The organism is Streptomyces sp. NPDC111628 (assembly GCF_055635195.1).
The window spans coordinates 26,500-49,127 of record NZ_JBVKBZ010000001.1 but is presented as its reverse complement, the minus strand read 5'-3'; the positions used below and the strand labels follow the sequence as shown (position 1 = coordinate 49,127).

The window sequence follows — 22,628 nt, the reverse complement described above, 5'->3', positions numbered from 1 at the left end:
AGGTCACTGACGGCGGCGGCGCTCACTGCCCCATGACGTACGCCACCGTCGGGCCGGTGGTCCAGCCGCCGTCCACCGCGAGTTCGGCGCCGGTGACGTAGGACGCGGCGTCCGAGAGCAGGAAGACGACCGCCCCGGCGATCTCGTGGGCCTCGCCGACCCGGCCCATGGGCGTGTTCGGGTACTTCCCCTCGCCGCGCTCGATGCCGACGGCCGCGGTCATCGGGGTGTACGTCATCCCGGGGTGCACGGAGTTCACGCGGATACGGGCGGTGCCCAGCTCCACGGCGCCGATCTTCGTGAGCCCGCGTACGCCCCACTTGGAGGCGCCGTACCCCGAGGTCAGGGCGAGGCCCATGAGGCCCGCCGCGGACGAGATGTTGACGATCGAGCCGCCGCCTGCCTCCTTCAGCGCGGGAATGACGGCCTTCATGCCGATGAAGACGCCGGTTAGGTTGACGTCGAGGACCTTGCGGAAGTGCTCGACGGACGCCGACTCCAGGGTCTGGCCGGTCGAGATCCCGGCGTTGTTCACCAGGCCGTGCAGCGCGCCGAACTCGGTGACGGCGAAGTCGGCGACCCGCCGCCAGTCCTCCTCGGAGGTCACGTCGTGGTGCAGGAAGCGGGCGCGGGCGCCGAGTTCGCGGGCGGTGGCCTCACCCTCGTCGTCCAGTACGTCGGTGATCAGGACGTGCGCCCCGGCGGCGACCGCCTGCCTCGCGGCTTCCGCGCCGAGGCCTCGGGCGCCGCCGGTGACGATGACGTTCTTGCCGGTCAGGTCGTGCATGGTGCGTGCTTTCCTTTCTGGGGTTCTGGGGGCGGGCGCCCTCAGAAGTGGGTGCCGCCGTCGACGCGGACCTCGGTGCCGGTGATGAACCGGCCGTCATCCGAGGCCAGCATCGCGACGACCGACGCCACCGTCTCCGGACCGGCGAAACCCCGGCCGAGCGCGGGGGAGAGCTTCGCGAACAGGGCCATGTCGGCGTCCTCGGGCAGCCCGGGACCGACGCTCTGCCCGCTGGCCCCGCTGCCGTCCGTCATGCCCGAGGAGATGGAGCCGGGCTGGACGGCGGTGAAGCGGATGCCGCGTCCCGCGTACTCGGCGGCCAGGGCGTGGGTCATGGACTGGACGCCGCCCTTGCTCGCCGCGTAGGCCGCCATGTACGGGTGTGCGAACACGGCCGAGGTCGAACTGAAGTTGACCACCGCCGGGTCCCTGCCCTCCAGGAGCGCCGGGATCGCCTCGCGGATCACCAGGAAGGTGCCGACGAGGTTCACCGTCAGGACTTGGGTGAAGTCCGCCAGGCCGGTCTTCTCGGTGTGCGAGGAGCGCAGGATGCCGGCCGCGTTGACCAGGACGTCGAGGCCGCCCAGCGTGTCCGTGGCCGCCCGCACGCCCTCGCGCACCGAGGTCTCGTCGGCGATGTCGACGACGAGCGTGGTGAGCCGGTCCGCGTGGGCCCCGGCCTTCTCCAGGGTGTCCTTCAGGCCCGGCTCGCTGACGTCCGCCGCGACGACGGTGCCGCCCTCCGCGAGCAGCCGCAGCACGGTGGCCTGGCCTATGCCCGAGCCGCCGCCGGTGACCAGGGCGCGACGGCCTTCGTAACGATGCGCGTAGTTCATATCCATGTCCGTCACCGTACGCCCGAGTGGCACGTTTTGCCATCACGTCACGGCGTGCCGCCTGGTGGTCGCAGGCCGTACGCTTCTCGGGTGAGCACCGAGCCACCGCCCCCGACGCTGACCGAACGCCGCAAGGCCGCCACCCAGCTCGACATCGCGCACGCAGCGGCAGAGCTCTTCGCCACCCGGGGCCCGGAGGCCACGACGGCGGAGGAGATCGCCCGGCGGGCGGGGGTCGCGCTGCGGACCTTCTACCGGTACTTCCGCTCCAAGCAGGACGCCGTCGGCCCCCTGCTCACGGACGGTGCCGACCGCTGGCGGGCGCTGCTGGCCGAGGCGCCGCCGGGCAGCGCCCTCGGTCCCGCCCTGCGCGGCGCGGTCGAGCAGGCGCTGGCGACGCCGGATGCGCAGGCCGTCGAGGCGCTGCTGCGCACGCGTGGTCTGCTGCGCGCGGCCGCGGACGATCCCGCGCTGCGGGCGGTCTGGTACCGCGTGAACCAGGAGTCGGAGGAGCTGCTCATCCCGGTGATCGCCCGGCTGACGGACGGCCGCCGGGACCCGCTGGAGGTGCGCCTGGTCGCCGCCGCGGCCACCGACGCCATCCGGATCGCCCTGGAGACCTGGTCCGGCACCGAGGCCGCGACCGAGGGCCCCGGCTCGCCCGCCGACCTGGCGGTGCGCTGTCTGCGCAGCCTCCTCGGCGCCGGGGACGACACCCCTTAGTGGCGCTTCAGTGGCGCTTCTCGTCAGTGGCGCTTCTCGTCAGTGGCGCTTCTCGTCAGTGGCGCTTCTCGTCAGTGGCGCTTCTTGCCGTCCAGTTCGTCCCACCACTCGTCGGACTGGGCGTCGCCCGACGGGTCGTCCCACCACCGGTCGTCCGGGCCGCGCCGGTTGGCGACCATCGCGGCCACCGGGGGGATGAGCATCGTGAACACGCACAGGCCGACGGCCGCCGGGACGGACCAGAGACGCACGACTCCCCAGGCCAGGACGAAGAGGACGATGCAGGTCCCCATCATGGCGAAGTAGACGTGCCGCCGCCGCGCGTACATACCTCCAGAGTAGGTCCGGACCCCCCGTCCGGACACGCCGAAGGGGCCGCACCCCAGGCGTCCAACCCGGTGGGTGCGGCCCCTCGGCCGTCCGCGCGCCGCGCGCGCTGTGCTGCCTGCCGTCAGACGGCGATCGCGACCTCCGCGAGGCCGCCGTGCTGGGCCACGACCGTGCGGTCGGCGGTGCCGCCCGGGACGAGCGCGCGCAGGGTCCAGGTGCCCTCGGCCGCGTAGAAGCGGAACTGGCCCGTCGCGGAGGTCGGGACCTCCGCCGTGAACTCGCCGGTGGCGTCCAGCAGACGGACGTAGCCCGTCACCGGCTCGCCGTCGCGGGTCACCTGACCCTGGATGGTGGTCTCACCGGGCTTGATCGTCGAGGCGTCGGGGCCGCCGGCCTTCGCTCCGCACATGTCGTACTCCTGAGGGGTTGAGGGGGCGGGCTTACTTGTTGGCGCCGAGCTCGATCGGCACGCCGACGAGGGAGCCGTACTCGGTCCAGGAGCCGTCGTAGTTCTTGACGTTCTCCACGCCCAGCAGCTCGTGCAGGACGAACCAGGTCAGGGCCGAGCGCTCGCCGATGCGGCAGTAGGCGATGGTGTCCTTCGCCAGGTCGACCTGCTCGTCGGTGTAGAGCTGCTTGAGCTCGTCGTCCGACTTGAAGGTGCCGTCGTCGTTGGCGTTCTTCGACCACGGGATGTTGCGGGCGGACGGGACGTGGCCCGGACGCTGCGACTGCTCCTGCGGGAGGTGGGCCGGGGCGAGCAGCTTGCCGGAGAACTCGTCGGGCGAGCGGACGTCGACCAGGTTCTGCGCGCCGATCGCCTTGACGACGTCGTCGCGGAAGGCGCGGATCGCGGTGTTCTGCGCCTTGGCCCTGTAGTCGGTGGCGGCGCGCTGGGGCACCTCGTCGCCGGGGACCAGCTCGCGGGCGTCCAGCTCCCACTTCTTGCGGCCGCCGTCGAGGAGCTTCACGTTCTCGTGGCCGTAGAGCTTGAAGTACCAGTAGGCGTACGACGCGAACCAGTTGTTGTTGCCGCCGTAGAGGACCACCAGGGTGTCGTTGGCGATGCCCTTGGCCGACAGGAGCTTCTCGAAGCCCTCCTGGTCGACGAAGTCGCGGCGGACCGGGTCCTGGAGGTCCTGCGTCCAGTCGATCCGGATCGCGTTCTTGATGTGGTTCTTCTCGTAGGCGGACGTGTCCTCGTCCACCTCGACGATCGCGATGTCGGTGTCGTCCAGGTGGTCCTGCAGCCAGTCGGCGTCGACCAGGACGTCGCTGCGGCTCATGTTTTCTCCTCCGGGGCAGTTGCGGCGGGGCGTGCGGTGAGAGGGGGTGCGCGCTCGGGCCGTGCCGCGTCGCGCGCGGGTGCCCACGACGGTGCGGGGCGAGGGTGAGGGGGACACGGACGGCGACGTCGCCGTCCGTCTCAGAAGGAGCGACAGAGCATGGCGGCAACGCGGCACAGGTCCACTGCCCGCCGCTTCGTGAGGTCCGCCTGTCGCTTCATAGGACCCGATCGTAGGGATTGAGGGCGGGCCGTGTCACCGACGTGTCGCATGATGAGACGCGATCGTCCGACATGTGGGATCAGGAGGCTCCGCCCCCCTGCCCCGAGGGTCGCCGGGGCCGACGCCGGCGTCACCGCATCTGCGGTACGGACAGCGCCGTCTCGCCTGTCGGACACGGGCGTCGCCGGACCCCGCGGCACCGGCCTTCGTCCTACCCGGCCAGCTTGACGTTCGAACCCTTCACCGTGATCTCGACGCCGTCCTTCGCCGCCTCGACCTTGTCCAGCTCGATGCCGCCCGGCAGCTCGTCGATGGTCTGCTGGAAGTCGGTGATGGCCCGGATCCGGGACTCGGCGAGCTGCTTGCCGCCGATCTCCGGCAGGCCGTCGGCGACGACCTCGACGTCGTCGTCCTTGACCTTGACCGAGCTGAGCACCTCGACCGGCTCGGGCACCTCGACCCCGAGGACCGTGGCCCGCAGCGACACCTTGATCTTTCCGTTGCCGCCGTCGGAGAGGCCGATGACCTTGGCCGAGACGCCGGGCGCGATCTCCGTGGGCTCGGACCTGGTGGCCTTCATCAGCTCGTCGTAGCCGACGGTCGCGGTGCCGGTGGCGGTGGCCGCGGTGGCGGAGCTGTAGTCGCCGGAGAACTCGACGCCCTTCATGTGCGCGCGCAGCTCGGCGATGCGGATCTTCTCGCCGCCGTTGCCGGTGGACGCCTCGTAGTCGTCGATGCCGACCTCCACGTCGTCCAGGGAACCGCCGGCGACCTGGGTGAGGAAGGGGAAGCCGTTGATGGAGACGTCCGGCGTCGAGGCGAGGTTCTCGGTGCTGCGCAGCTTGTCCGCGGCCTCGTCCTCGGCGAAGTTGACGGCGACACGGTCGGCGATCACGAAGAGGCCGCCCAGGATCACGACGACGATCAACAGTATTCGCAGTGCGCGCATGCGGTGTTTCCCCAACCCTGGACGCTCGACGACGGCGGACCCGACGACCGACGACCGGCGGCCGTCCAGCGCGAGCGTAACGCGGGCCGGTGGCGCCCCCCGGGTTTTGTCGAACACCTGTGACAGGGGGCGCCGTACCGGCGGGCGGGGCCGGACTCAGGCCAGGGCCCGGCCCAGGAGGTACACGGCCGGGGCCGCCGCCGCCAGCGGCAGTGCCACGCCCGCCGTGAAGTGGACGAAGCGGGAGGGGTAGTCGTAGGCCGCCACCCGCAGGCCGATCAGCGCGCAGACCGCCGCGCCCGCACCGAGGAGCGCGCCCGACGCCCCGAAGTCCGTCATCGAGCCGGCCGCGATCCCCGCCCCGGCCGCCGCGAGCAGCGCGACGACCACGGACGCCGGGGTCGGCAGCGGCAGCGCGCGGGCCACGGCCGCCACGGCCACCGCGATGCCGCCGACCGTCACCGCGTCCGCGTCGGCGGCGAGGTAGCCGCCCGCTACGACGGCCAGGGCCGCCGCGGCGATGGTCGCCATCAGGCCGTACATCCGCTCGTCCGGGTCGGCGTGCGAGCGGAGTTGCAGGACGAGGGAGAGCAGCACCCACACCCCGAGCGTGCCGAGGATCGCCGCCGGGGAGCGGTCCGACACCAGCAGCGCCGCGTCGGCGGCGAGCGCGCCCAGGAAGCCCAGCGCGATGCCCTGCCGGGCGGGCCACATGCCGTTCAGCCGGAACCAGCCCGCCGCGGTGACCGCCTGGAGGACGACGAGCGGGACGAGGAGGGCGTACGTGCCGAGCGCCGCCGCGCCGGACAGCAGCAGCCCGAGCAGCGCGGTGAGTCCGGCCGGCTGCATGCCCGGGTCGATGATCGGCGAACGCCCCTCGGCCCGGGCCCGCTGCGCGTCCGTGATCCGCGTGTTCCCGGCGACGGTCGCGGGACCGTAACCCGGATCGCCGGGCGCGGAAGGGGCGGGGGCCGGGGCGGGAGTGGGCGCGGGGCTCGGCTCGGGCGTGACGGGCGGCGCGTACGGCTGCGGCTGGGGCGCGTACGGCTGGGGCTGGGGTTGGGGCTGCCCGTACCCCTGCGGCGCGTACTGCTGCGGCTGCGGCTGCGGCTGCGGCTGCGGCTGCGCGGTGTGCGGCGGCAGGTACGCCGTCTCCTCCGCGGAGACCGGCGGCTGCACCTGCGTCTCCCAGGTCTGCCCCTGCCACTGCTGCGTGTACTGGCCGGCGTTCGGGTCCGGCTGCTGCTCCCCGTAGCCCTGGTGCGACTGGTACGACTGGTACGGCTGCTGCCCGGGCCACGCCTGGGCGTCGTACCCCTCGTACTGCTGGTCCGGGCCGTACTGCCGGCTCGGGTCGTACGGCTGATTCGGGTCGTACTGCTGGTACGGCTGATGCGGCTGGTCGGTCATCGCTCACCCTCCTGCGAACGGCGGGAGCACCTCGACCGTGCCGCCCTCGGCCAGCCGTACCGTCTCATGCCCGCGGGTGCCCACGGGGTCGCCGTCGACGAGGAACGAGCAGCGCAGCAGCACACGGGTGAGTTCGCCGGGGTGCCGCTCGCGGACCGCGCCCAGCGCGTCGGCGAGCGTCGCCGCGTCGTAGGGCTCCTCGGCCACCCCCGCCGCGGCCTTCGCGGCGGCCCAGTAGCGCACCGTGACCTTTGCCATCTCGTTCCTTCGTCTCGGCGATGAACAACGTCAGGCTAGCCCGCCCGGGCCACCGCCCAGTCGCCGATGCGGTGCAGCAGCGTCTCGTCCGAGGCGTTCTCGGCATGGCCCATGCCGGGCTCCAGCCAGAGTTCGCCGTGGTCACCGGCGGCCTCGGCCAGCATCCGGGGGTGGTCGAGCGGGAAGTAGCCGTCCCGGTCCCCGTGCACGACGAGCAGCGGCGTCGACGCGATCCGCGCCACCGCCTCCACCGGCGACAGCGGCACCGGGTCCCAGTCCCGGTGGTGGATCCGGGTGCGCAGGCCGTAGCGGCCCACCAGGCGCCCGGCGGGGCGCATGACCAGCCAGTGCAGCCGGCGCATGGGTGCCGTGCCCCGGTAGTACCAGCGGGCGGGGGAGCTGACCGACACGACGGCGTCCGTGCCCGCCGCGTCGTCGTCGGCGTGCAGCGCGGCGTGCCGCAGGACCACCGAGCCGCCCATGGAGAAGCCGACGGTCACCACGCGCGCGTGCCCGAAGCCGCGCGCCCACGCCACCGCCGCGGCCAGGTCGAGCACCTCGCGGTCGCCGACGGTGGACCGTCCGCCGGACGCGCCGTGGCCCCGGAAGGAGAACGTGACGACGGCACCGTGCCGCGCGAACGCCGCCGCGATCCGCCGCACGTGGGGCCGGTCGGCGTCGCCCGTGAACCCGTGCGCGACGACGAACACCAGGTCAGCAGGGTCGCGACCGCCCGGTCCCGGCTCGTACACGGCGTCGATGAGGACACCGTCGGCCGTACGGAGGAAGGTGCGCGCGGGCGTGCGGCGCGGCGCTCCCCGGGGCGTCTCGGGATGCGGACGATTGGCTGGACCACGGGTGGAACGCGCCACATGACCCGGCGGTCGGTTGCTCATGTCGGCTATTCTGCTGGGCAGAGGACTCGGGCAACGTAGCCCCCGGGTCCTTTTGTGCTTTCGGGAGCGATGCCGGGCGGGCGCCCGGCGTTCACCACCCGGACGCCACCAGTAAGAAGCAGTGCCGCAAACGTCCTCGCAGGGACCCAGGAGGAACCAGACGTTATGGGCGAGCGAACCGGGCACGACCACAAACCGTCCCCCCAGGCAGGTGGGGCGCGATGAGTTCTCTGCTGCTCCTGACCAACGCCCTCCAGCCGTCGACGGAGGTGCTTCCCGCCCTCGGCCTGCTGCTGCACAACGTACGCGTCGCCCCCGCCGAGGGCCCCGCCCTCGTCGACACCCCCGGCGCCGACGTCATCCTCGTCGACGGCCGCCGCGACCTCCCCCAGATCCGCAGCCTGTGCCAGCTGCTGCGCTCCACGGGCCTCAGCTGTCCGCTGGTCCTCATCGTCACCGAGGGCGGTCTCGCCGCCGTCACCGCCGACTGGGGCATCGACGACGTACTCCTCGACACCGCCGGTCCGGCGGAGGTCGAGGCGCGGCTGCGGCTGGCCACCGGCCGCCAGCAGCTCGGCGGCGACGACTCCCCCATGGAGATCCGCAACGGCGACCTGTCGGTGGACGAGGCGACGTACTCCGCGAAGCTGAAGGGCCGGGTCCTGGACCTGACCTTCAAGGAGTTCGAGCTGCTGAAGTACCTCGCCCAGCACCCCGGCCGCGTGTTCACCCGCGCGCAGCTGCTCCAGGAGGTGTGGGGGTACGACTACTTCGGCGGCACCCGCACGGTCGACGTGCACGTACGGCGGCTGCGCGCCAAGCTCGGCCCCGAGCACGAGTCGCTGATCGGCACCGTCCGCAACGTCGGCTACCGCTTCGTGACGCCGGAGAAGCCCGAGAAGGCCGAGAAGGCTGGGAAAACCGAGAAGGCCGAGAAGACCGAGAAGGCCGAGGAGCCCGACAAGGCGGCCGCCGAGAGGAACGAGGCGGCGCACGCAAGGTCATCCAAGGTGTGATACGCCCTGCCCGGAGCGGGTCCATCCGCGTAGACTCCGCGCGTGGCCAAGGTGACTCGGGATGATGTGGCGCGACTGGCGGGGACTTCCACCGCCGTCGTCAGCTACGTCATCAACAACGGACCCCGGCCGGTCGCCCCGGCCACGCGCGAGCGTGTCCTCGCCGCGATCAAGGAACTGGGGTACCGCCCGGACCGGGTCGCCCAGGCGATGGCGTCGCGGCGCACGGACCTCATAGGCCTGATCGTGCCGGACGCGCGCCAGCCGTTCTTCGCGGAGATGGCGCACGCGGTCGAGTGGGCCGCCTCCGAGCGCGGCAAAATGGTGCTCGTCGGCAACAGCGACTACGTCGGCGAGCGCGAGGTCCACTACCTGCGCGCCTTCCTCGGGATGCGCGTCTCCGGCCTGATCCTGGTCAGCCACGCGCTGAACGACAACGCCGCCGCCGAGATCGACGCCTGGGACGCCCGGGTGGTCCTGCTGCACGAGCGCCCCGAGGCCATCGACGACGTCGCCGTCGTCACGGACGACCTGGGCGGCGCCCAGCTCGCCGTACGCCACCTGCTGGAGCACGGGTACGAGTACGTCGCCTGCATGGGCGGCACCGCCGAGACGCCGTCCGTCGGCGACCCGGTCTCCGACCACGTCGAGGGCTGGAAGCGCGCGATGAAGGAGGCCGGGCTCTCCACCGAGGGCCGGCTCTTCGAAGCGCCGTACAACCGCTACGACGCGTACCGCGTGGGTCTGGAGCTGCTCTCCGGGCCGCAGCGCCCGCCCGCGATCTTCTGCTCCACCGACGACCAGGCGATCGGCCTGCTGCGCGCGGCCCGCGAGCTGCGCATCGACGTCCCCGGCGAGCTGGCGGTGGCCGGGTTCGACGACATCAAGGAGGCGGATCTCGCCGACCCGCCCCTGACGACGGTCGCCTCGGACCGGTCGGCGATGGCACGGGCCGCCGTGGACCTGGTCCTGGACGACGGCCTGCGGGTGGCGGGCTCCCGCCGCGAGCGGCTGAAGGTGTTCCCGTCGCAGCTGGTCGTACGGCAGTCCTGCGGCTGCGTGTAGCCACCGCCGGAGCCGGGGGGCCTGGAGCAGGGGGCCAGGAGCAGGGGGCCTTTTATATCGGGCATACGAGGTTCTGCCGGGCTTCTCAGGCAGCACTCAGGCCGCTCTCATCCACGGGCGGGAAGCTCATGGACATGACCGAGAGCCTCCGCCACAACGGCGAGTACGAGCACGCGAACCCGTATCAGGGAACTTCCCAGCACGCCTCCTCTCCCGTCAACCCGGAGTGGCCGCCCCCGCCCGCGCAGCCGCCCGGGAACCACCCCACGCAGCCCCTGCCCGACCCGCAGCCCGAGCCGCCGCACGGCAGGCGCCCGGCCAGACGGCGCGGCCCCGCCGCCCTGCTGGTGGCCGTGGCGATCGTCGCGGCGGCCGTCGGCGGCGGCACGGCGTACGGCATCCAGGAGCTGACCGGCAGCGACACCGTCGCATCCAGCTCGACCAGCACCAACGTGGTGCCCTCCAGCCAGAAGGGCACGGTCTCCGGCGTCGCGAAGGCGGTCAGCCCGAGCATCGTCGAGATCAACGCCACCTCGAACGCCGGCTCCTCCACCGGTTCCGGTGTGATCATCACCGACGACGGCGAGATCATCACCAACAACCACGTCGTCGCCGGTGCCTCCTCCGTCAAGGTGACGACGAACGACGGCAAGCAGTACACCGCCGAGGTCGTCGGCACCGACAGCAAGAAGGACCTCGCGCTGATCAAGCTGGAGAACGCCTCCGGCCTGAAGGCCGCCACCCTCGGCGACTCCGACGGCATCGGGGTCGGCGACCAGGTCGTCGCCATCGGCTCCCCCGAGGGCCTGACCGGCACCGTGACCAGCGGCATCGTCTCCGCCCTCGACCGGGACGTGACCGTCTCGACGGACGAGGGCCAGCAGCAACAGCAGCAGCGGCAGGGCGGCCAGTGGCCGTTCGAGTTCGGCGGGCAGCAGTTCAACGGCGACACCGGCTCGTCCACGACGACGTACAAGGCGATCCAGACCGACGCGTCCCTCAACCCGGGCAACTCCGGCGGCGCGCTGATCGACATGAACGGCAACATCATCGGCATCAACTCCGCGATGTACTCGGCGACCGAGTCCTCCGCGAGCGCGGGCAGCGTGGGCCTCGGCTTCGCCATCCCGGTCAACACGGTCAAGGCCGACCTGCCCGAGCTGCGGGCGGGCGCCAGCAACTGAGCGGGCGCGAAGACGTGCGACGCTGAAAGCGTTGACACCCCGTGCCCGTACCCGACCGCACCCGAGGACCCGAGCCCATGAGCCCCGCAGACGCCGACCGCGACCGCGACCGCGAGATCCAGCGCATCCTGATCGTCGACGACGAGCCGGCGGTCCGCGAAGCCCTCCAGCGCAGCCTCGCCTTCGAGGGGTACGACACCGAGGTCGCGGTCGACGGCGCCGACGCGCTGGAGAAGGCGGCGGCCTACCGGCCCGACCTCGTGGTCCTGGACATCCAGATGCCCCGCATGGACGGCCTGACCGCCGCCCGCCGCATCCGCGGCGCGGGTGACCTGACCCCCATCCTGATGCTGACCGCCCGCGACACGGTCGGCGACCGGGTGACCGGCCTGGACGCGGGAGCGGACGACTACCTGGTCAAGCCGTTCGAGCTGGACGAGCTGTTCGCCCGCATCCGCGCGCTGCTGCGCCGCAGCTCCTACGCGGCGGCGGTGGAGGCCACCGCCGAGGACGACGACACCCTCACCTTCGCCGACCTGACCATGGACCTGTCGACCCGGGAGGTCACGCGGGCCGGACGCCCGGTGGAACTGACCCGCACGGAGTTCACCCTGCTGGAGATGTTCATGGCGCACCCGCGCCAGGTCCTCACCCGGGAGCAGATCCTGAAGGCCGTCTGGGGCTTCGACTTCGAGCCGTCGTCGAACTCCCTCGACGTGTACGTCATGTACCTGCGCCGCAAGACCGAGGCGGGCGGCGAGCCGCGTCTCGTGCACACCGTCCGCGGCGTCGGCTACGTCCTGCGGCAGGGCGGCGCCGAGTGACAGGCCTGGTCCGCCGGGTCCGCGCCCTGCCCATCCGGGCGCGGCTGTCGCTGCTGGTGGCGGCGGCGGTGGCGTTCGCGGTGGCGGCGGCGGCGCTCGCCTGCTGGTTCGTGGTCAAGAGCGTGCTGGTCAGCTCGCTCGACGAGGCCCTCAAGGCGAACCGGATGACCAAGCAGCAGGTGAGCCAGTACGTCAACCTGCGCACCGGCGCGTGCGCCCACGACCCCGTCACGCACGAACAGAACCCCTTCGGCTCGTCCGTACAGCTCGTGGACGGCACGGGCGGGAGCTGCCTCATCATCGGCACCCAGGAGGTGCCGCTCAGCGACGCCGACCACGCCGTGGCCGAGGGCGAGTCCACCGACGCGTTGCACGACGCCACGGGGGCCGACGGTGCCCAGTACCGCGTCTACACCTACAGCGTGCTGCCCGAGCTGGGCGTGGCCGTCTCCGCCGCCCGGCCGCTGGGCGAGGTGAACCGCTCCCTCAACGACCTCGCCCTGGTGCTCGTGATCGTCGCGGGCGCGGGTGTCGTCGGCGCCGGCGCCGCCGGACTCTGGGTGGCGCGCACCGGCCTGCGCCCCGTCGACGATCTGACCCGGGCCGTCGAACACGTCGCCCGCACCGAGGACCTCACCGTCCGCATCCCGGTCGCGGACGACAGCGACGACGAGATCGCCCGCCTGTCCCGGTCCTTCAACAGCATGACCTCGTCCCTGGCCAGCTCCCGCGACCTCCAGCAGCAGCTCATCGCCGACGCGGGCCACGAACTGCGCACCCCGCTCACCTCGCTGCGCACCAACATCGAGCTGCTCACCCGCAGCGAGGAGACGGGCCGCCCGATCCCGGAGGCCGACCGCAAGGCGCTGCTCGCCTCGGTTAAGGCCCAGATGACGGAACTGGCGGCGCTCATCGGCGACCTCCAGGAACTCTCCCGCCCCGACACCGGCCAGCACGAGGGCCGCACCCGCATCCTCGCCTGGCACGACGTCGTCGAGTCGGCGCTGCGCCGTGCCCGGCTGCGCGGCCCGGAGCTGGCGATCGACGCGGACGTCCGCCCCTGGTACGTACGGGCGGAACCGGCCGCGCTGGAACGCGCGGTCGTCAACGTGCTCGACAACGCGGTGAAGTTCAGCCCGGAGGGCGGCACGATCGACGTACGCCTCACCGACGGCGTGCTGACGGTCCGCGACCACGGGCCCGGCATCCCCGCCGACGAACTCCCCCACGTCTTCGACCGCTTCTGGCGCTCCCCGAGCGCCCGCGCCCTGCCCGGTTCGGGCCTGGGCCTGTCCATCGTGGCGCGGACGGTGCAGCAGGCGGGCGGCACGGTGGGCCTGACCCGGGCCGACGGCGGCGGCACCACCGCCACGATCCGGCTGCCGGGGGCGCCGGTGCCGCCGCCGGAGGGAGACCTCAGGCGGGCAACCGAAGATCGATGACGAAGCTGATCTCGACGACCTGACCGGGCAGGGTCAGCTCGGTCACGCCCAGGACCGTGCTGGCCGGGCGGTGCGCGCCGAAGTACGCCAGGTTGCTCCGCGCCGCCGCGGCGGCGTGCTCCCGCAGGTCCACCACGTACTGGGTCTGCGACACGATCTGGTTGCGGGTGGCTCCGTAGTGGTCCAGGACCCGGTCCATATTGCTGTGCGTGCGCCGGAGCTGGGCGGCGAAGTCGCCCCCGTCGGGGAACCCGCCCGCCTCGTCGAACGCGAGCTGCCCGGAGACGTGGACCAGTTCGCCCGACCTGATCGCCTGGGAGTAACCGAAGTCGTCCTCGGCCGGCACGTCGAAGCGGAAGACATCGTGGGTGGTCATGGTGCTCGCCCTTCCGATTCACTCTCTTGTGGTTACTCGGGAACTGTAGGAGAGTGAGGGCTGAACTGGAAGAACGCACTTTTCGGTGACTGAGGAACCTGATGGTGACCAAGCAACTGCTCAACGGCCTGCCCGAGGACGCGGACCTGCGGCGCGCGGACTCCCTGGCGCGGGAGATCTTCTCGGACGTCGCCAACAAGTGGGCGCTCCTGATCATCGAGGCGCTCGGCGAGCGCACCCTGCGCTTCAGCGAGGTGCGCGGCGAGGTCGAGGGCATCAGCCACAAGATGCTCACCCAGAACCTGCGGATGCTGGAGCGCAACGGCCTGGTCGACCGCACGGTGCATCCGACCGTGCCGCCGAAGGTCGAGTACACCCTCACCGAGCCGGGCCGCGCCCTGCGCGCCACGGTCGACGCGATCTGCGACTGGACCCAGCGCCACCTCGGCCACATCGAGGGAGCACGGGAGCGTTTCGACGCCTGAGCGCGTCAGTGGAAGCCGAGCATGCCGGGGGCATCGATGTCGACGGTGAGGAACCCCGGCGGGTAGCGATCCTCCCGGCCCGTCAGAATGATCGACATACCCCCCGAGTCCAGGTGCGGCGTCGCCACGTACAACGCGTGACAGGTATCGGCGCCGCCCCAGCCGTCACGCACCATCCCGCCGACTGTTACGGCCGCGGTCTGGCCGAACGGATCGATGTGCAGCCCGGGAAGTGCCAGCAGGGCACTCCCGACGTTGGCCTCCCGCTCCTCCGCCTTCATGAGGCACAGCGCCGGGAGGTGCAGCCAGTCACCCGGCGTGTGCGCGACGTTGTCGGCGAGACGATGGAGTGCCTCGTGGCCCTGCGCGAGCGCAAGAGCCGCGTCCGCGTCGAGGATGATCACGCGGCGTCCTCCCGGAGAGCTCGGGTCTTCTCCGCGGCCATCGCGTAGATGTTGGCCAGCACGTTCGGTCCGTCGTCGAACTCCTCGTCGCTGAGCGTGCAGCCGAGCCGTTCGCGCAGGACTGCGCGGGTGGCCGCCACCCGCTCCGCGATCTGCTCCGCCGTCGGCTGCTCCGAGGCGAGCTGCTCGACCAGCTGGCCGAGGGTCATGCCCCGCTCCTTGGCGACCTGGGCGAGGTGGTCGCGGGCCCGGCGCGACACCTGAATGGTCGTGTTTTCTGCCATGGCCCCACCATACTCACGCCACAAAGCGGTGAACCGTTTCCGCCGCCGCCCGTCACTCGAAGGTGCTTACGACGCACCCGCCGCTTGACTTCCCCCTCCCCCCGTCCCCGCACGGCGAGGGGCCCGGCACCCCCGCGGTCCCCCGACCGTCGGACGTACCGGGCCCCTGCCCGGAGCAGCCGGCCGTCGCCTACTGCACGACCGTGATCCGGTCCGCCGCCGGGGGCGTGATCGGGGCGGTCGCCGAGGAGTTGGCCGTCAGGTACTGCTCGAAGGCCGCCAGGTCGTCCGCGCCGACGAGTTCGTTCGTGCCCTCGCCCAGCGTGGTGAAGCCGTCGCCGCCGCCCGCGAGGAAGCTGTTGGAAGCGACGCGGTAGGTGGCCGTCGGGTCGATCGCGGCACCGTTCAAACGGATGGAGTCCGTGACGACGCGGTCCGCGCCCGACTTGGTCAGGTCCAGGGTGTAGGTGAGGCCGGAGGACACCTGGAGGATCTTCGGGGCCGCCTCGTTCGGGCCGCTCACCTGCTCCTTGAGGACCTGGATCAGCTGCGCGCCCGTGTAGTCCTTGAGGTTCACCGTGTTGGCGAAGGGCTGCACCGTGAAGCCCTCGGCGTAGGTGACGACGCCGTCGCCCTCGGCGCCGGAGGCCGTGTAGGTGATCGGGGCGCGGATGCCCCCCGGGTTCATCAGCGCCAGGTCGGTCTCCGGGTCCTGGGCCTTGCCGTACGCGAACTGCGCGTCGGCGATCAGGTCGCCCAGCGGGGACTCGGTGCCGTCGCGGTTGATGTCGGCGGAGACGTAGCCGATGGGGCGGTTGCCGATCGGGGCGGCCAGCGTGCCCCACTTGTCGATCAGCCGGGTCATGTCCGGCGCCTTCGGGACGTCCCGCGTCACCACGTGGTTGGCCGACTTCACCGAGGTACGGGCGATGTCACCGGTGCGGCGGTCGTACGTCAGCGTGGTGTCCGTGTACAGGCGGCCGAAGGACGAGGCCGAGGTGACCATGCGGGGGTTGCCCGCGGGGTCGGGGATCGTGCAGACGTACGCGTTGTGGGTGTGGCCGGTGACCAGCGCGTCGACCTGCGGGGTGATGTTCTTGGCGATGTCGACGATCGGGCCGGAGATGCCGTCGCCCGCGCCCGGGGAGTCGCAGTCGTAGTTGTAGGAGGACGAGGCGGGGAAGCCGCCCTCGTGGATGAGGGCGACGATCGACTTCACGCCCTGGCGCTGCAGCTCCTTGGCGTACTTGTTGATCGTCTCGACCTCGTCCTTGAACTTCAGGCCCTTCACGCCCTCCGCCGAGACGATGTCCGGGGTGCCCTCCAGGGTCACGCCGATGAAGCCGACCTTGACGCCCCGCTGCTTCCACACCCAGTAGGGCTTGAGGAGGGGCTTCCCGGTCTTCTCGTCCAGGACGTTCGCCGCCAGGTACGGGTAGTCGGCGCCCTTGAACTCCTTGTCCGTGTAGCAGCCCTCGGTGGGGTGGCAGCCGCCGTTCTGGAGACGGGCCAGCTCCTTGGCGCCCTCGTCGAACTCGTGGTTGCCGACGCTCGTCACGTCCAGGTCGAGCTTGTTCAGCGCCTCGACGGTCGGCTCGTCGTGGAAGAGACCGGACAGGAGCGGGGAGGCGCCGACCATGTCGCCGCCCGCGGCGGTGATGGAGTACCGGTTGCCCTTGCGGGCCTCGCGCAGGTGGGTGGCCAGGTACTCCACGCCGCCCGCGTCGATCGTCTTCGTCGTCCCGTCCGGCTGGACCTCGGTGACCCGGCCGGAGGAACCCGCGGGCGGCTCCAGGTTGCCGTGCAGGTCGTTGAAGGAGAGGAGCTGGACGTCCTGATAACGGCCATGACCGTGACCATGCCCGTGCCCGTGGCCGCCGTGGCCGCGGTCGTTTCCGCCCGCGCTCGCCGAGGCCGGGAGCGCCGCCGCGGCGAGCGCCCCGGCGGTGACGACGGTGGCGGCGGCGACGAGGAGACGGCTCGTACGGCGTCTGCGACGCGGCTGGTGCGACTGTGCTGTGGCTGGCATGCGCCCCCCTGTGGGTGTGCGTGGCGCGAGCCGCTGAGGAGACGGCTCGTCGGCGCAGCAGCCTAGAGTCAACGCGCGTAGCGCGACAGGGGCTTCCGGGTTACAGCCTGGTTTAGCTTCGCCCCCTGCTTCGCCTCCTTCCTCCTCCTCGCCCACTGCCGCCGCTTTGCCCCGCCCGCCCCTTACCCTCGTACGCATGACCAGCGACGACACCGTGCGGCCCGGCCGCCCCCGCTCGATCGAGACCCTCGCCGAACTCGCGCCGGAGCAGACCGACGCCGTCCTCACCCTGCTCACCGAGGCGGCCCGGAACGACGGTCAGCACGCCGTGTCCGAGCAGGGCCGGCTGCAACTGCGCGGCCCCGCCAGGGAGGGCGTCGTACACCTCCTGCTCACCTTGGACGGCGGCGAACTCGTCGGCTACGCCCAGCTGGAGGGCACCGACCCGGTCGAGCCGCCGGCCGCCGAGCTGGTCGTCCACCCCTCGTACCGGGGCCAGGGACACGGGCGGGCCCTGGGCTCCGCGCTGCTCGCCGCCTCCGGCAAGCGGCTGCGGGTCTGGGCGCACGGCGGGCACTCCGCCGCCCGGCATCTCGCCCAGGTGCTCGGGCTCTCCCTCTTCCGGGAACTGCGGCAGCTGCGACGCCCGTTGGCCGGCCTGGATCTGCCGGAGCCGCGACTGCCCGAGGGCGTGAGCGTGCGCGCCTTCGTGCCCGGCGAGGACGACGCGGCCTGGCTCGCCGTGAACGCGGCCGCATTCGCCCACCACCCCGAGCAGGGCTCGCTCACCCAGCGCGACCTCGACGACCGCAAGGCCGAACCGTGGTTCGACCCGGCGGGGTTCTTCCTCGCCGAGCGGGACGGCGAACTGATCGGCTTCCACTGGACGAAGGTGCACGCCGAGGAGGGGCTCGGCGAGGTCTACGTCCTCGGCATCCGCCCCGACACCCAGGGCGGCGGCCTGGGCAAGGCCCTGACCACCATCGGCCTGCGCCACCTGGAGGGGCAGGGCCTGCCCACGGCCATGCTGTACGTCGACGCCGACAACAAGGCGGCCGTCGCCGTCTACGAGCGCCTCGGATTCACCACCCACGAGACGGACCTGATGTACCGCACGGAGACCTGAGCCGTCGTACCGTTCCGGAGCCCGGTCACCGACCGCGTCTTCGCCCCAATGGCTCCGGCCCGCACACCGCCCATGCCACGGCCACCGCCGCCGCCAGCACCGCCCACCGCTCGTGTGCCACGGGCCAGCGCGGATCGTCCGCCTGGACGAACAGCGCCCAGTCCTCCGGGGCGAGCAGGGGCACGAGAACGGCAGTGAGCAGCAGGGACGCGGCGACGAGCGGCCCCGGACGGGCCTCGTCCGACAGCCGTACGGCCAGGGCCGCAGCGGCGAGAGCGAGGGCGCCCACCGCCACTGCCTCCAGGGTGACCCCGCCGGCCGGAGGCCGGGACGCCGAGGGGGTCAGGAGCAGGACCGCCGTCCACCACAGCACGGCCAGCGGCGCGACCAGGGCCACCCGCAGCACCTGCCGGACGAGCCTCGGCGTCGGCACGGGCACGGTCAGGTGGCGGGCCGGGTCGTCCAGCAGGAAGGCCAGGCCGAGCGCGCCGATCAGCGCGGCGCCCCGCAGCAGCAACAGCGTCTGCCAGGGCGCCGGTTCGGCGCCGGTGGCGAGGGGGGCGCCGGCGACCAGCAGGCCGAGGGCCCCCGCCGCCGCCAGGGCACGCCAGGGGAGCGTGCGCCACAGCGCGCCGGCCAGATCCACCGTCGCCGCTCCTCGGGCGGCCGTCAGTCCTCGCACGAGTCCGCCTTCTCCGGCCCGGCCACGCCGAGCAGTTCGGCGACGCGGGCGGTCGTGACGCCCGGTGCGGTCAGTTCGGCCCAGTGCTCCTTGACCCGGGCCCCGGTCCCGGTGGGCGGGTCCTCCAGCAGGCGGCGCACCACATCGGTCTGGCCGTCCGTCATGGACAGCGGATTGGTGGGCGACAGGACGATCGCGGAGCCCGTCACACTGTCGTCGAGGCGGACCCGGCGCAGCGCGTCCATCGGGTCGTCCTGCCAGCTGAGCGAGAGCCACATGACGGTGACCATCCGCCCGTCGCACAACTCGCTCCCCGCCGCCTCCGTGCCCGCGACGAGGACAGCGGCGACGGCACTGGAGAACTCCGGGACCCGGTTGCCGCCCCAGGCGGTACCCACGGTGACCCGGTGCGGCTCGGTCGACGCGGGGATCGCGGTGTCGGTGCCCAGCCCGTAGCGGGCGTCGATCCGCTGCCGTACGACGAGGGGCCGGTCGTGTGCGGAGCCGCCGGACAGGGACTGGACGTGGTCCACGACCGTGGCCCAGGTGCCGGTGCGCGGCGCCCACTCGGGGAAGGCGCAGTACCTCGACCGGCCGTGCTCGGAGCAGGTCAGCTCGGGGCGCACCGAGGCACGCTCACGGGCCGCGGTCAGCTCCGGCGACGGTGTCACGCCTCCGGCCTGGAGCACCCCGCCCGTCACCGCCCCCGCCAGACCCAGGGCGAGGCCCGCCCGGACGAAGATGCCGCGCCCGCCGGAGACGGCCATGGCGAGGAAGGCCACGCACAGGGCCGCGCCCGCCAGGTACAGAGCGTGCCAGGCGGCGGGCCGCCCCAGCAGATCGGAGGGCAGGGTGTCCGGGCCGGTCACGGAGACGACCGGTGCCAGCCAGGACAGCCCGCTCCCCTCGCTCGGCCCGGTACCGAGGACGAAGACGAACAGCAGGAGGACCACCAGCAGTGGCGCGGCGAGCGCCGACCGCACCAGTCGGCCGAGCAGCACCCCGAGCGCCCCGAACACCAGCACCGTCAGCGGTCCCACGGCCAGCTCGGCCGGTGAGGCGTGCCCGATCGCGCCCGGCTTGAGCGCCTCCCAGGTGAACTGCCCGGCCACGCAGAGGGCGGTGAGCAGGGCGGCCGGCACGACGGACAGCGCGTGGGCCGCCGTACGGCGCCAGGGTTGCAGGACCAGCACCGAGAAGTGGTGCTCGGTGCCGTGTCGTTCGGAGCGAATGACCGCGCGGGCGGCGCACAGCAGGACGGCGAGGCCGACGAGCATCGGCATGGACTGGGTGGCGCGGTCGGCGTCCTGGAGGGCGGGGCTGCCGTCCCAGGAAGTCCTCGTCCGCCACACGATCCACGCGACGTAGGCCGCGAAGGCGATGAGGACGGGGATGCTCAGCAGCAGCCTGCGGGCCTCGAACCGGGCCAGGGCCAGCACGGCCCGCGTCCCACGGTCGGGCCCGTCCTGGGCCGGCGTCCGCGCGGGCACGGCTTCCTCCGTCAGTACGGCGCTCACGCGGCCACCTCCGTGCCGGCGGCCGTGCCGGTGTCGTCCGAGCCGTCGAGGACGAGGAGGTAGCCGTCCTCCAGGGTGGGTTCGGCGGGCTCCGCGCCCGGGGGCGGGTCCCCCACGTTCCGGAAGGAGCCGGTGCCGGTGCGCCAGCCGGCCTTGGCTCCGGGGTCCTTCTCCGCGCTGCTCCACACCCGTCCGGCGGCCCGCGCGGTCAGCTCGGCCGGAGTCCCGTCGAAGCGCACCGCCCCGGCCGCCATGACGATCACCCGGTGGCAGAGCATCGCCACGTCCTCGGTCTGGTGGGTGGACAGCAGCACCGTCCGCCCCTCCCCGGCCCCGGCGATCAGCTCCCTGAACCGCATCCGCTGCTCGGGGTCGAGGCCGACGGTCGGCTCGTCCAGCACCAGGAACCCCGGGTCGCCCACCAGCGCCGCGGCGAGCGCCACCCGCTGCCGCATGCCCCCGGACAGCTTCTTGATCCGGCGGCCGCGCACGTCCCCGAGGTCGACCTCCTCCAGTACGCGCCGCACCTCGCGGTGCCGCTCCCGGCGGTCCGCCAGCTCCTTGAGGATCGCCACGTAGTCGACGAACTCGAAGGCGGTGAAGTCCGGGTGGAATCCTGGCGTCTGCGGCAGATAGCCGAGCCGCCGCCGCACCTCCTGCCGCCCGCGTGAACTCCCGGGGTCGTGCCCGAGGACGGTGAAGGCCCCCCGGTCGGCGGGCACCGCGGTGGCGAGCACCCGCAGCAGCGTGGTCTTCCCGGCGCCGTTGGGCCCGAGCAGTCCGGTGACGCCCGGGGTCAGCCGCAGTGAGACGTCGTCGAGGGCACGGGTGCGCCCGTAGTGCAGGCTCAGCCCGGAGGCGGAAACGGTGGGGGTCATACGGCACTCCCGTACATGAAGGGGGTCGAGAAGAAGGAGGGGCTCACGCGACACCGCGCGCGGAGACGTCGAACCGGTCGCGGAAGAGGAACAGCAGGCCGGCGCCCAGCACCGCCACGAGTCCGGACACGCCCTGCCCGGCCGCGGTGAACGGCGCGAGCGGGCCGTCCGTGGACGCGCGGGCCGCGTCCGCGGCCAGCAGCACCGCCGCCCAGGCACACACGAGCACGGACGGCGCGAGCACGGGACCCAGCCGGGGCGTCAGCGCGAGCCCGGTCGCGGTGAGGGCGAGCCCGGGCAGCAGCCAGGCCAGGGCGGCCGGTCCGAACCCGGGCAGGGCGAGGCTGGCGAGTCCGCCCACCCCGAGCGCCACCACGAGCACGGCGACGGTACGGATCATCAGCAGCCGGAAGCCGTGCATCGGCGAGACGACGGCCATCTCGTGCGTGGGGTCCAGCGCGGGCCCGTAGGCGAGCGCCACCGAGACCAGCGGGAGCAGCGGGGCGCACACCAGGAACAGCGTGGGCCGGCCGGCGGCACCGGCCGAGACGGCCACAAGGAAGGTCACGAGCAGCACGGCGGCGAGGGCGCCGAACCAGGACCGGCGCAGTATGGGGGTGGCCGCGAGCAGTCGCGCGGTGCCGTCGCCCGCGCCGCACCGCACCAGCAGCCGTTCGAACCACCCCGGCCGGGGCGCGTCCAGCTCGGCGTCGAGCCGTGCCCACCCCGCGTCCAGCGCGGCGGCGTCGCTCACCTCGGCGAGGACGCCCCGGCAGGTGGCGCAGGCGGTCAGATGGGCGTCGGTGGACCAGAGCGCGGGCGCCGCGAGGTCTCCCCGGGCGTAGGCCCGCAGGTCGTCCTCGTCCACGTGCCAGGCGTCCCGGGGACGGCTTTCCTCGATCCTCATGCCAGCGCCTCCCGCAGCTGCCGGCGGGCCCGCATCGCCCGCGTCTTGACCGTGCCCGGCGGGATGCCGAGCAGGACGGCCGCCTCACGGGTGGTCAGCCCGTCGACGACGGTGGCCTGGAGCACCGCGCGCAGCTCCGGCGAGAGCCGCACGAGCGCGCCGGCGAGGTCGCCGTGCTCGACCCCGGCCAGGACGCGCTCCTCCGCCGAGACCTCGTCCCGGTGCCGCAGCCGCGCCAGCGCCTGCCGCAGCCGTCCGCGCGCGCCCTCGCCGCGCAGCACGTCGATCAGCCGCCGCGACCCGATCCGCCACAGCCACCCCGCCACGTCACCTTCCTCCCGGTAGCGCGCGCTGCCGCGCCACACCGCGAGGAAGGTCTCCTGCACGACGTCGTCGACCACCGCGGCGTCGGCACAGCGGCTGCGCATGCGGGCGGTCAGCCAGGGGGCGTACCGGCGGTACAGCTCCTCGAAGGCACGCCGGTCGGCATCCGCCGCGACGGCCCGCAGCAGCTCCCCGTCGCTTCTCGTTTCGCTCACATCTCCTCATCGCACGAGCCGGCCCGACCGGTTCACACGATCTCAGGGCGGCTCACGGCGACGTTTCGGAGACCCGCAGCTATCCCACACGTCATGTCCCCGTAACCATCGATTCAGACAGCCTTGCGAGGCTCACCGAATGAAGCCGACCGAGCCACAGCCTTCCGGGCCCT

The 22,628-nt window shown here is 72.7% G+C and carries 26 protein-coding genes; 8 read left to right on the top strand and 18 right to left on the bottom strand.

Annotation, left to right across the window (positions count from 1 at the left end; genetic code table 11):
• Positions 1 to 22: 22 nt before the first annotated feature.
• A complete protein-coding gene (locus ACZ7MF_RS00260; protein WP_471473578.1) occupies positions 23 to 787 on the bottom strand; it encodes a glucose 1-dehydrogenase in 765 nt (254 codons plus the stop codon).
• A 41-nt stretch (positions 788 to 828) separates the two neighbouring features.
• Complete coding sequence (locus tag ACZ7MF_RS00255; RefSeq protein WP_471475153.1) at positions 829 to 1,623, bottom strand: SDR family NAD(P)-dependent oxidoreductase; 795 nt, start codon at positions 1,621 to 1,623, stop codon at positions 829 to 831.
• A gap of 90 nt (positions 1,624 to 1,713) precedes the next feature.
• On the opposite strand from ACZ7MF_RS00255, the gene ACZ7MF_RS00250 reads away from it, so the two are divergent.
• Positions 1,714 to 2,346, top strand: a complete 633-nt coding sequence (locus ACZ7MF_RS00250; protein ID WP_471473577.1) for a TetR family transcriptional regulator — start codon at positions 1,714 to 1,716, stop codon at positions 2,344 to 2,346.
• Positions 2,347 to 2,417: 71 nt separating this feature from the next.
• Here ACZ7MF_RS00250 and ACZ7MF_RS00245 read toward each other — a convergent pair whose 3' ends face one another.
• The 7 genes from ACZ7MF_RS00245 to ACZ7MF_RS00215 form a co-directional block, all read right to left on the bottom strand.
• Positions 2,418 to 2,675: a DUF3099 domain-containing protein gene (locus tag ACZ7MF_RS00245; RefSeq protein WP_016326801.1), complete on the bottom strand. Its 258-nt coding sequence runs from the start codon at positions 2,673 to 2,675 to the stop codon at positions 2,418 to 2,420.
• Between the two features lie 122 nt (positions 2,676 to 2,797).
• Complete coding sequence (locus ACZ7MF_RS00240; RefSeq protein WP_356864741.1) at positions 2,798 to 3,085, bottom strand: DUF1416 domain-containing protein; 288 nt, start codon at positions 3,083 to 3,085, stop codon at positions 2,798 to 2,800.
• Between the two features lie 31 nt (positions 3,086 to 3,116).
• Positions 3,117 to 3,962, bottom strand: a complete 846-nt coding sequence (locus ACZ7MF_RS00235) for a sulfurtransferase (RefSeq protein WP_471473575.1) — start codon at positions 3,960 to 3,962, stop codon at positions 3,117 to 3,119.
• A gap of 433 nt (positions 3,963 to 4,395) precedes the next feature.
• Entirely contained in the window at positions 4,396 to 5,133 is a 738-nt protein-coding gene (locus tag ACZ7MF_RS00230) for an LmeA family phospholipid-binding protein (protein WP_471473574.1), read from the bottom strand.
• Positions 5,134 to 5,289: 156 nt separating this feature from the next.
• Positions 5,290 to 6,543 (bottom strand): hypothetical protein, encoded by a 1,254-nt coding sequence (locus ACZ7MF_RS00225; RefSeq protein WP_471473573.1) that lies wholly within the window; start codon positions 6,541 to 6,543, stop codon positions 5,290 to 5,292.
• 3 nt (positions 6,544 to 6,546) lie between these two features.
• Positions 6,547 to 6,801 (bottom strand): MoaD/ThiS family protein, encoded by a 255-nt coding sequence (locus ACZ7MF_RS00220; RefSeq protein WP_003974810.1) that lies wholly within the window; start codon positions 6,799 to 6,801, stop codon positions 6,547 to 6,549.
• Positions 6,802 to 6,836: 35 nt separating this feature from the next.
• Positions 6,837 to 7,697, bottom strand: coding sequence for an alpha/beta hydrolase (locus ACZ7MF_RS00215; protein ID WP_471473571.1), 861 nt, complete (start codon positions 7,695 to 7,697; stop codon positions 6,837 to 6,839).
• Between the two features lie 221 nt (positions 7,698 to 7,918).
• Here ACZ7MF_RS00215 and glnR point away from each other — a divergent pair, with 221 nt between their 5' ends.
• The 5 genes from glnR to ACZ7MF_RS00190 all read left to right on the top strand — a co-directional run bounded on the left by glnR (position 7,919) and on the right by ACZ7MF_RS00190 (position 13,228).
• Positions 7,919 to 8,713 (top strand): two-component system response regulator GlnR, encoded by a 795-nt coding sequence (gene glnR / locus ACZ7MF_RS00210; protein WP_471473570.1) that lies wholly within the window; start codon positions 7,919 to 7,921, stop codon positions 8,711 to 8,713.
• Between the two features lie 42 nt (positions 8,714 to 8,755).
• Positions 8,756 to 9,778, top strand: coding sequence for a LacI family DNA-binding transcriptional regulator (locus ACZ7MF_RS00205; protein ID WP_471473568.1), 1,023 nt, complete (start codon positions 8,756 to 8,758; stop codon positions 9,776 to 9,778).
• Between the two features lie 134 nt (positions 9,779 to 9,912).
• Positions 9,913 to 10,962, top strand: a complete 1,050-nt coding sequence (locus ACZ7MF_RS00200; RefSeq protein WP_471473567.1) for a S1C family serine protease — start codon at positions 9,913 to 9,915, stop codon at positions 10,960 to 10,962.
• A 77-nt stretch (positions 10,963 to 11,039) separates the two neighbouring features.
• The gene (locus ACZ7MF_RS00195) at positions 11,040 to 11,786 is read left to right on the top strand and encodes a response regulator transcription factor (RefSeq protein ID WP_471473566.1); all 747 of its coding nucleotides are present in this window, start codon (positions 11,040 to 11,042) and stop codon (positions 11,784 to 11,786) included.
• Entirely contained in the window at positions 11,783 to 13,228 is a 1,446-nt protein-coding gene (locus tag ACZ7MF_RS00190; protein ID WP_471473564.1) for a sensor histidine kinase, read from the top strand. Before ACZ7MF_RS00195 ends, ACZ7MF_RS00190 begins: the two co-directional genes overlap by 4 nt.
• Here the strand turns inward: ACZ7MF_RS00190 and ACZ7MF_RS00185 are convergent.
• Complete coding sequence (locus ACZ7MF_RS00185) at positions 13,203 to 13,604, bottom strand: RidA family protein (RefSeq protein WP_471473563.1); 402 nt, start codon at positions 13,602 to 13,604, stop codon at positions 13,203 to 13,205. The genes ACZ7MF_RS00190 and ACZ7MF_RS00185 overlap by 26 nt on opposite strands.
• A 101-nt stretch (positions 13,605 to 13,705) precedes the next feature.
• Between ACZ7MF_RS00185 and ACZ7MF_RS00180 the strand changes: the two genes are divergently transcribed.
• The gene (locus tag ACZ7MF_RS00180) at positions 13,706 to 14,089 is read left to right on the top strand and encodes a winged helix-turn-helix transcriptional regulator (protein ID WP_011029469.1); all 384 of its coding nucleotides are present in this window, start codon (positions 13,706 to 13,708) and stop codon (positions 14,087 to 14,089) included.
• Between the two features lie 5 nt (positions 14,090 to 14,094).
• Here the strand turns inward: ACZ7MF_RS00180 and ACZ7MF_RS00175 are convergent, their stop codons facing one another.
• From ACZ7MF_RS00175 to ACZ7MF_RS00165, 3 genes are all read right to left on the bottom strand, one after another.
• Positions 14,095 to 14,493: a hypothetical protein gene (locus tag ACZ7MF_RS00175; RefSeq protein WP_471473561.1), complete on the bottom strand. Its 399-nt coding sequence runs from the start codon at positions 14,491 to 14,493 to the stop codon at positions 14,095 to 14,097.
• Positions 14,490 to 14,777 (bottom strand): hypothetical protein, encoded by a 288-nt coding sequence (locus ACZ7MF_RS00170; RefSeq protein ID WP_087808569.1) that lies wholly within the window; start codon positions 14,775 to 14,777, stop codon positions 14,490 to 14,492. Before ACZ7MF_RS00170 ends, ACZ7MF_RS00175 begins: the two co-directional genes overlap by 4 nt.
• Before the next feature lie 190 nt (positions 14,778 to 14,967).
• A complete protein-coding gene (locus ACZ7MF_RS00165; protein ID WP_471473560.1) occupies positions 14,968 to 16,806 on the bottom strand; it encodes a bifunctional metallophosphatase/5'-nucleotidase in 1,839 nt (612 codons plus the stop codon).
• A gap of 196 nt (positions 16,807 to 17,002) precedes the next feature.
• Here ACZ7MF_RS00165 and mshD point away from each other — a divergent pair, with 196 nt between their 5' ends.
• Complete coding sequence (gene mshD, locus ACZ7MF_RS00160; RefSeq protein ID WP_471473558.1) at positions 17,003 to 17,932, top strand: mycothiol synthase; 930 nt, start codon at positions 17,003 to 17,005, stop codon at positions 17,930 to 17,932.
• 25 nt (positions 17,933 to 17,957) lie between these two features.
• Here the strand turns inward: mshD and ACZ7MF_RS00155 are convergent, their stop codons facing one another.
• From ACZ7MF_RS00155 to ACZ7MF_RS00135, 5 genes are read right to left on the bottom strand one after another with little or no spacing between them, the layout of a single operon-like run.
• A complete protein-coding gene (locus ACZ7MF_RS00155; RefSeq protein ID WP_471473557.1) occupies positions 17,958 to 18,578 on the bottom strand; it encodes an ABC transporter in 621 nt (206 codons plus the stop codon).
• Between the two features lie 23 nt (positions 18,579 to 18,601).
• Positions 18,602 to 20,131, bottom strand: a complete 1,530-nt coding sequence (locus ACZ7MF_RS00150) for an ABC transporter permease (protein ID WP_471473556.1) — start codon at positions 20,129 to 20,131, stop codon at positions 18,602 to 18,604.
• The gene (locus ACZ7MF_RS00145) at positions 20,128 to 21,009 is read right to left on the bottom strand and encodes an ABC transporter ATP-binding protein (RefSeq protein ID WP_471473555.1); all 882 of its coding nucleotides are present in this window, start codon (positions 21,007 to 21,009) and stop codon (positions 20,128 to 20,130) included. The genes ACZ7MF_RS00150 and ACZ7MF_RS00145 overlap by 4 nt, the downstream gene beginning before the upstream one ends.
• A 43-nt stretch (positions 21,010 to 21,052) precedes the next feature.
• Positions 21,053 to 21,916: a cupin domain-containing protein gene (locus ACZ7MF_RS00140; RefSeq protein WP_471473553.1), complete on the bottom strand. Its 864-nt coding sequence runs from the start codon at positions 21,914 to 21,916 to the stop codon at positions 21,053 to 21,055.
• The gene (locus ACZ7MF_RS00135; RefSeq protein ID WP_127895416.1) at positions 21,913 to 22,455 is read right to left on the bottom strand and encodes an RNA polymerase sigma factor; all 543 of its coding nucleotides are present in this window, start codon (positions 22,453 to 22,455) and stop codon (positions 21,913 to 21,915) included. Before ACZ7MF_RS00135 ends, ACZ7MF_RS00140 begins: the two co-directional genes overlap by 4 nt.
• Between the last annotated feature and the right edge of the window lie 173 nt (positions 22,456 to 22,628).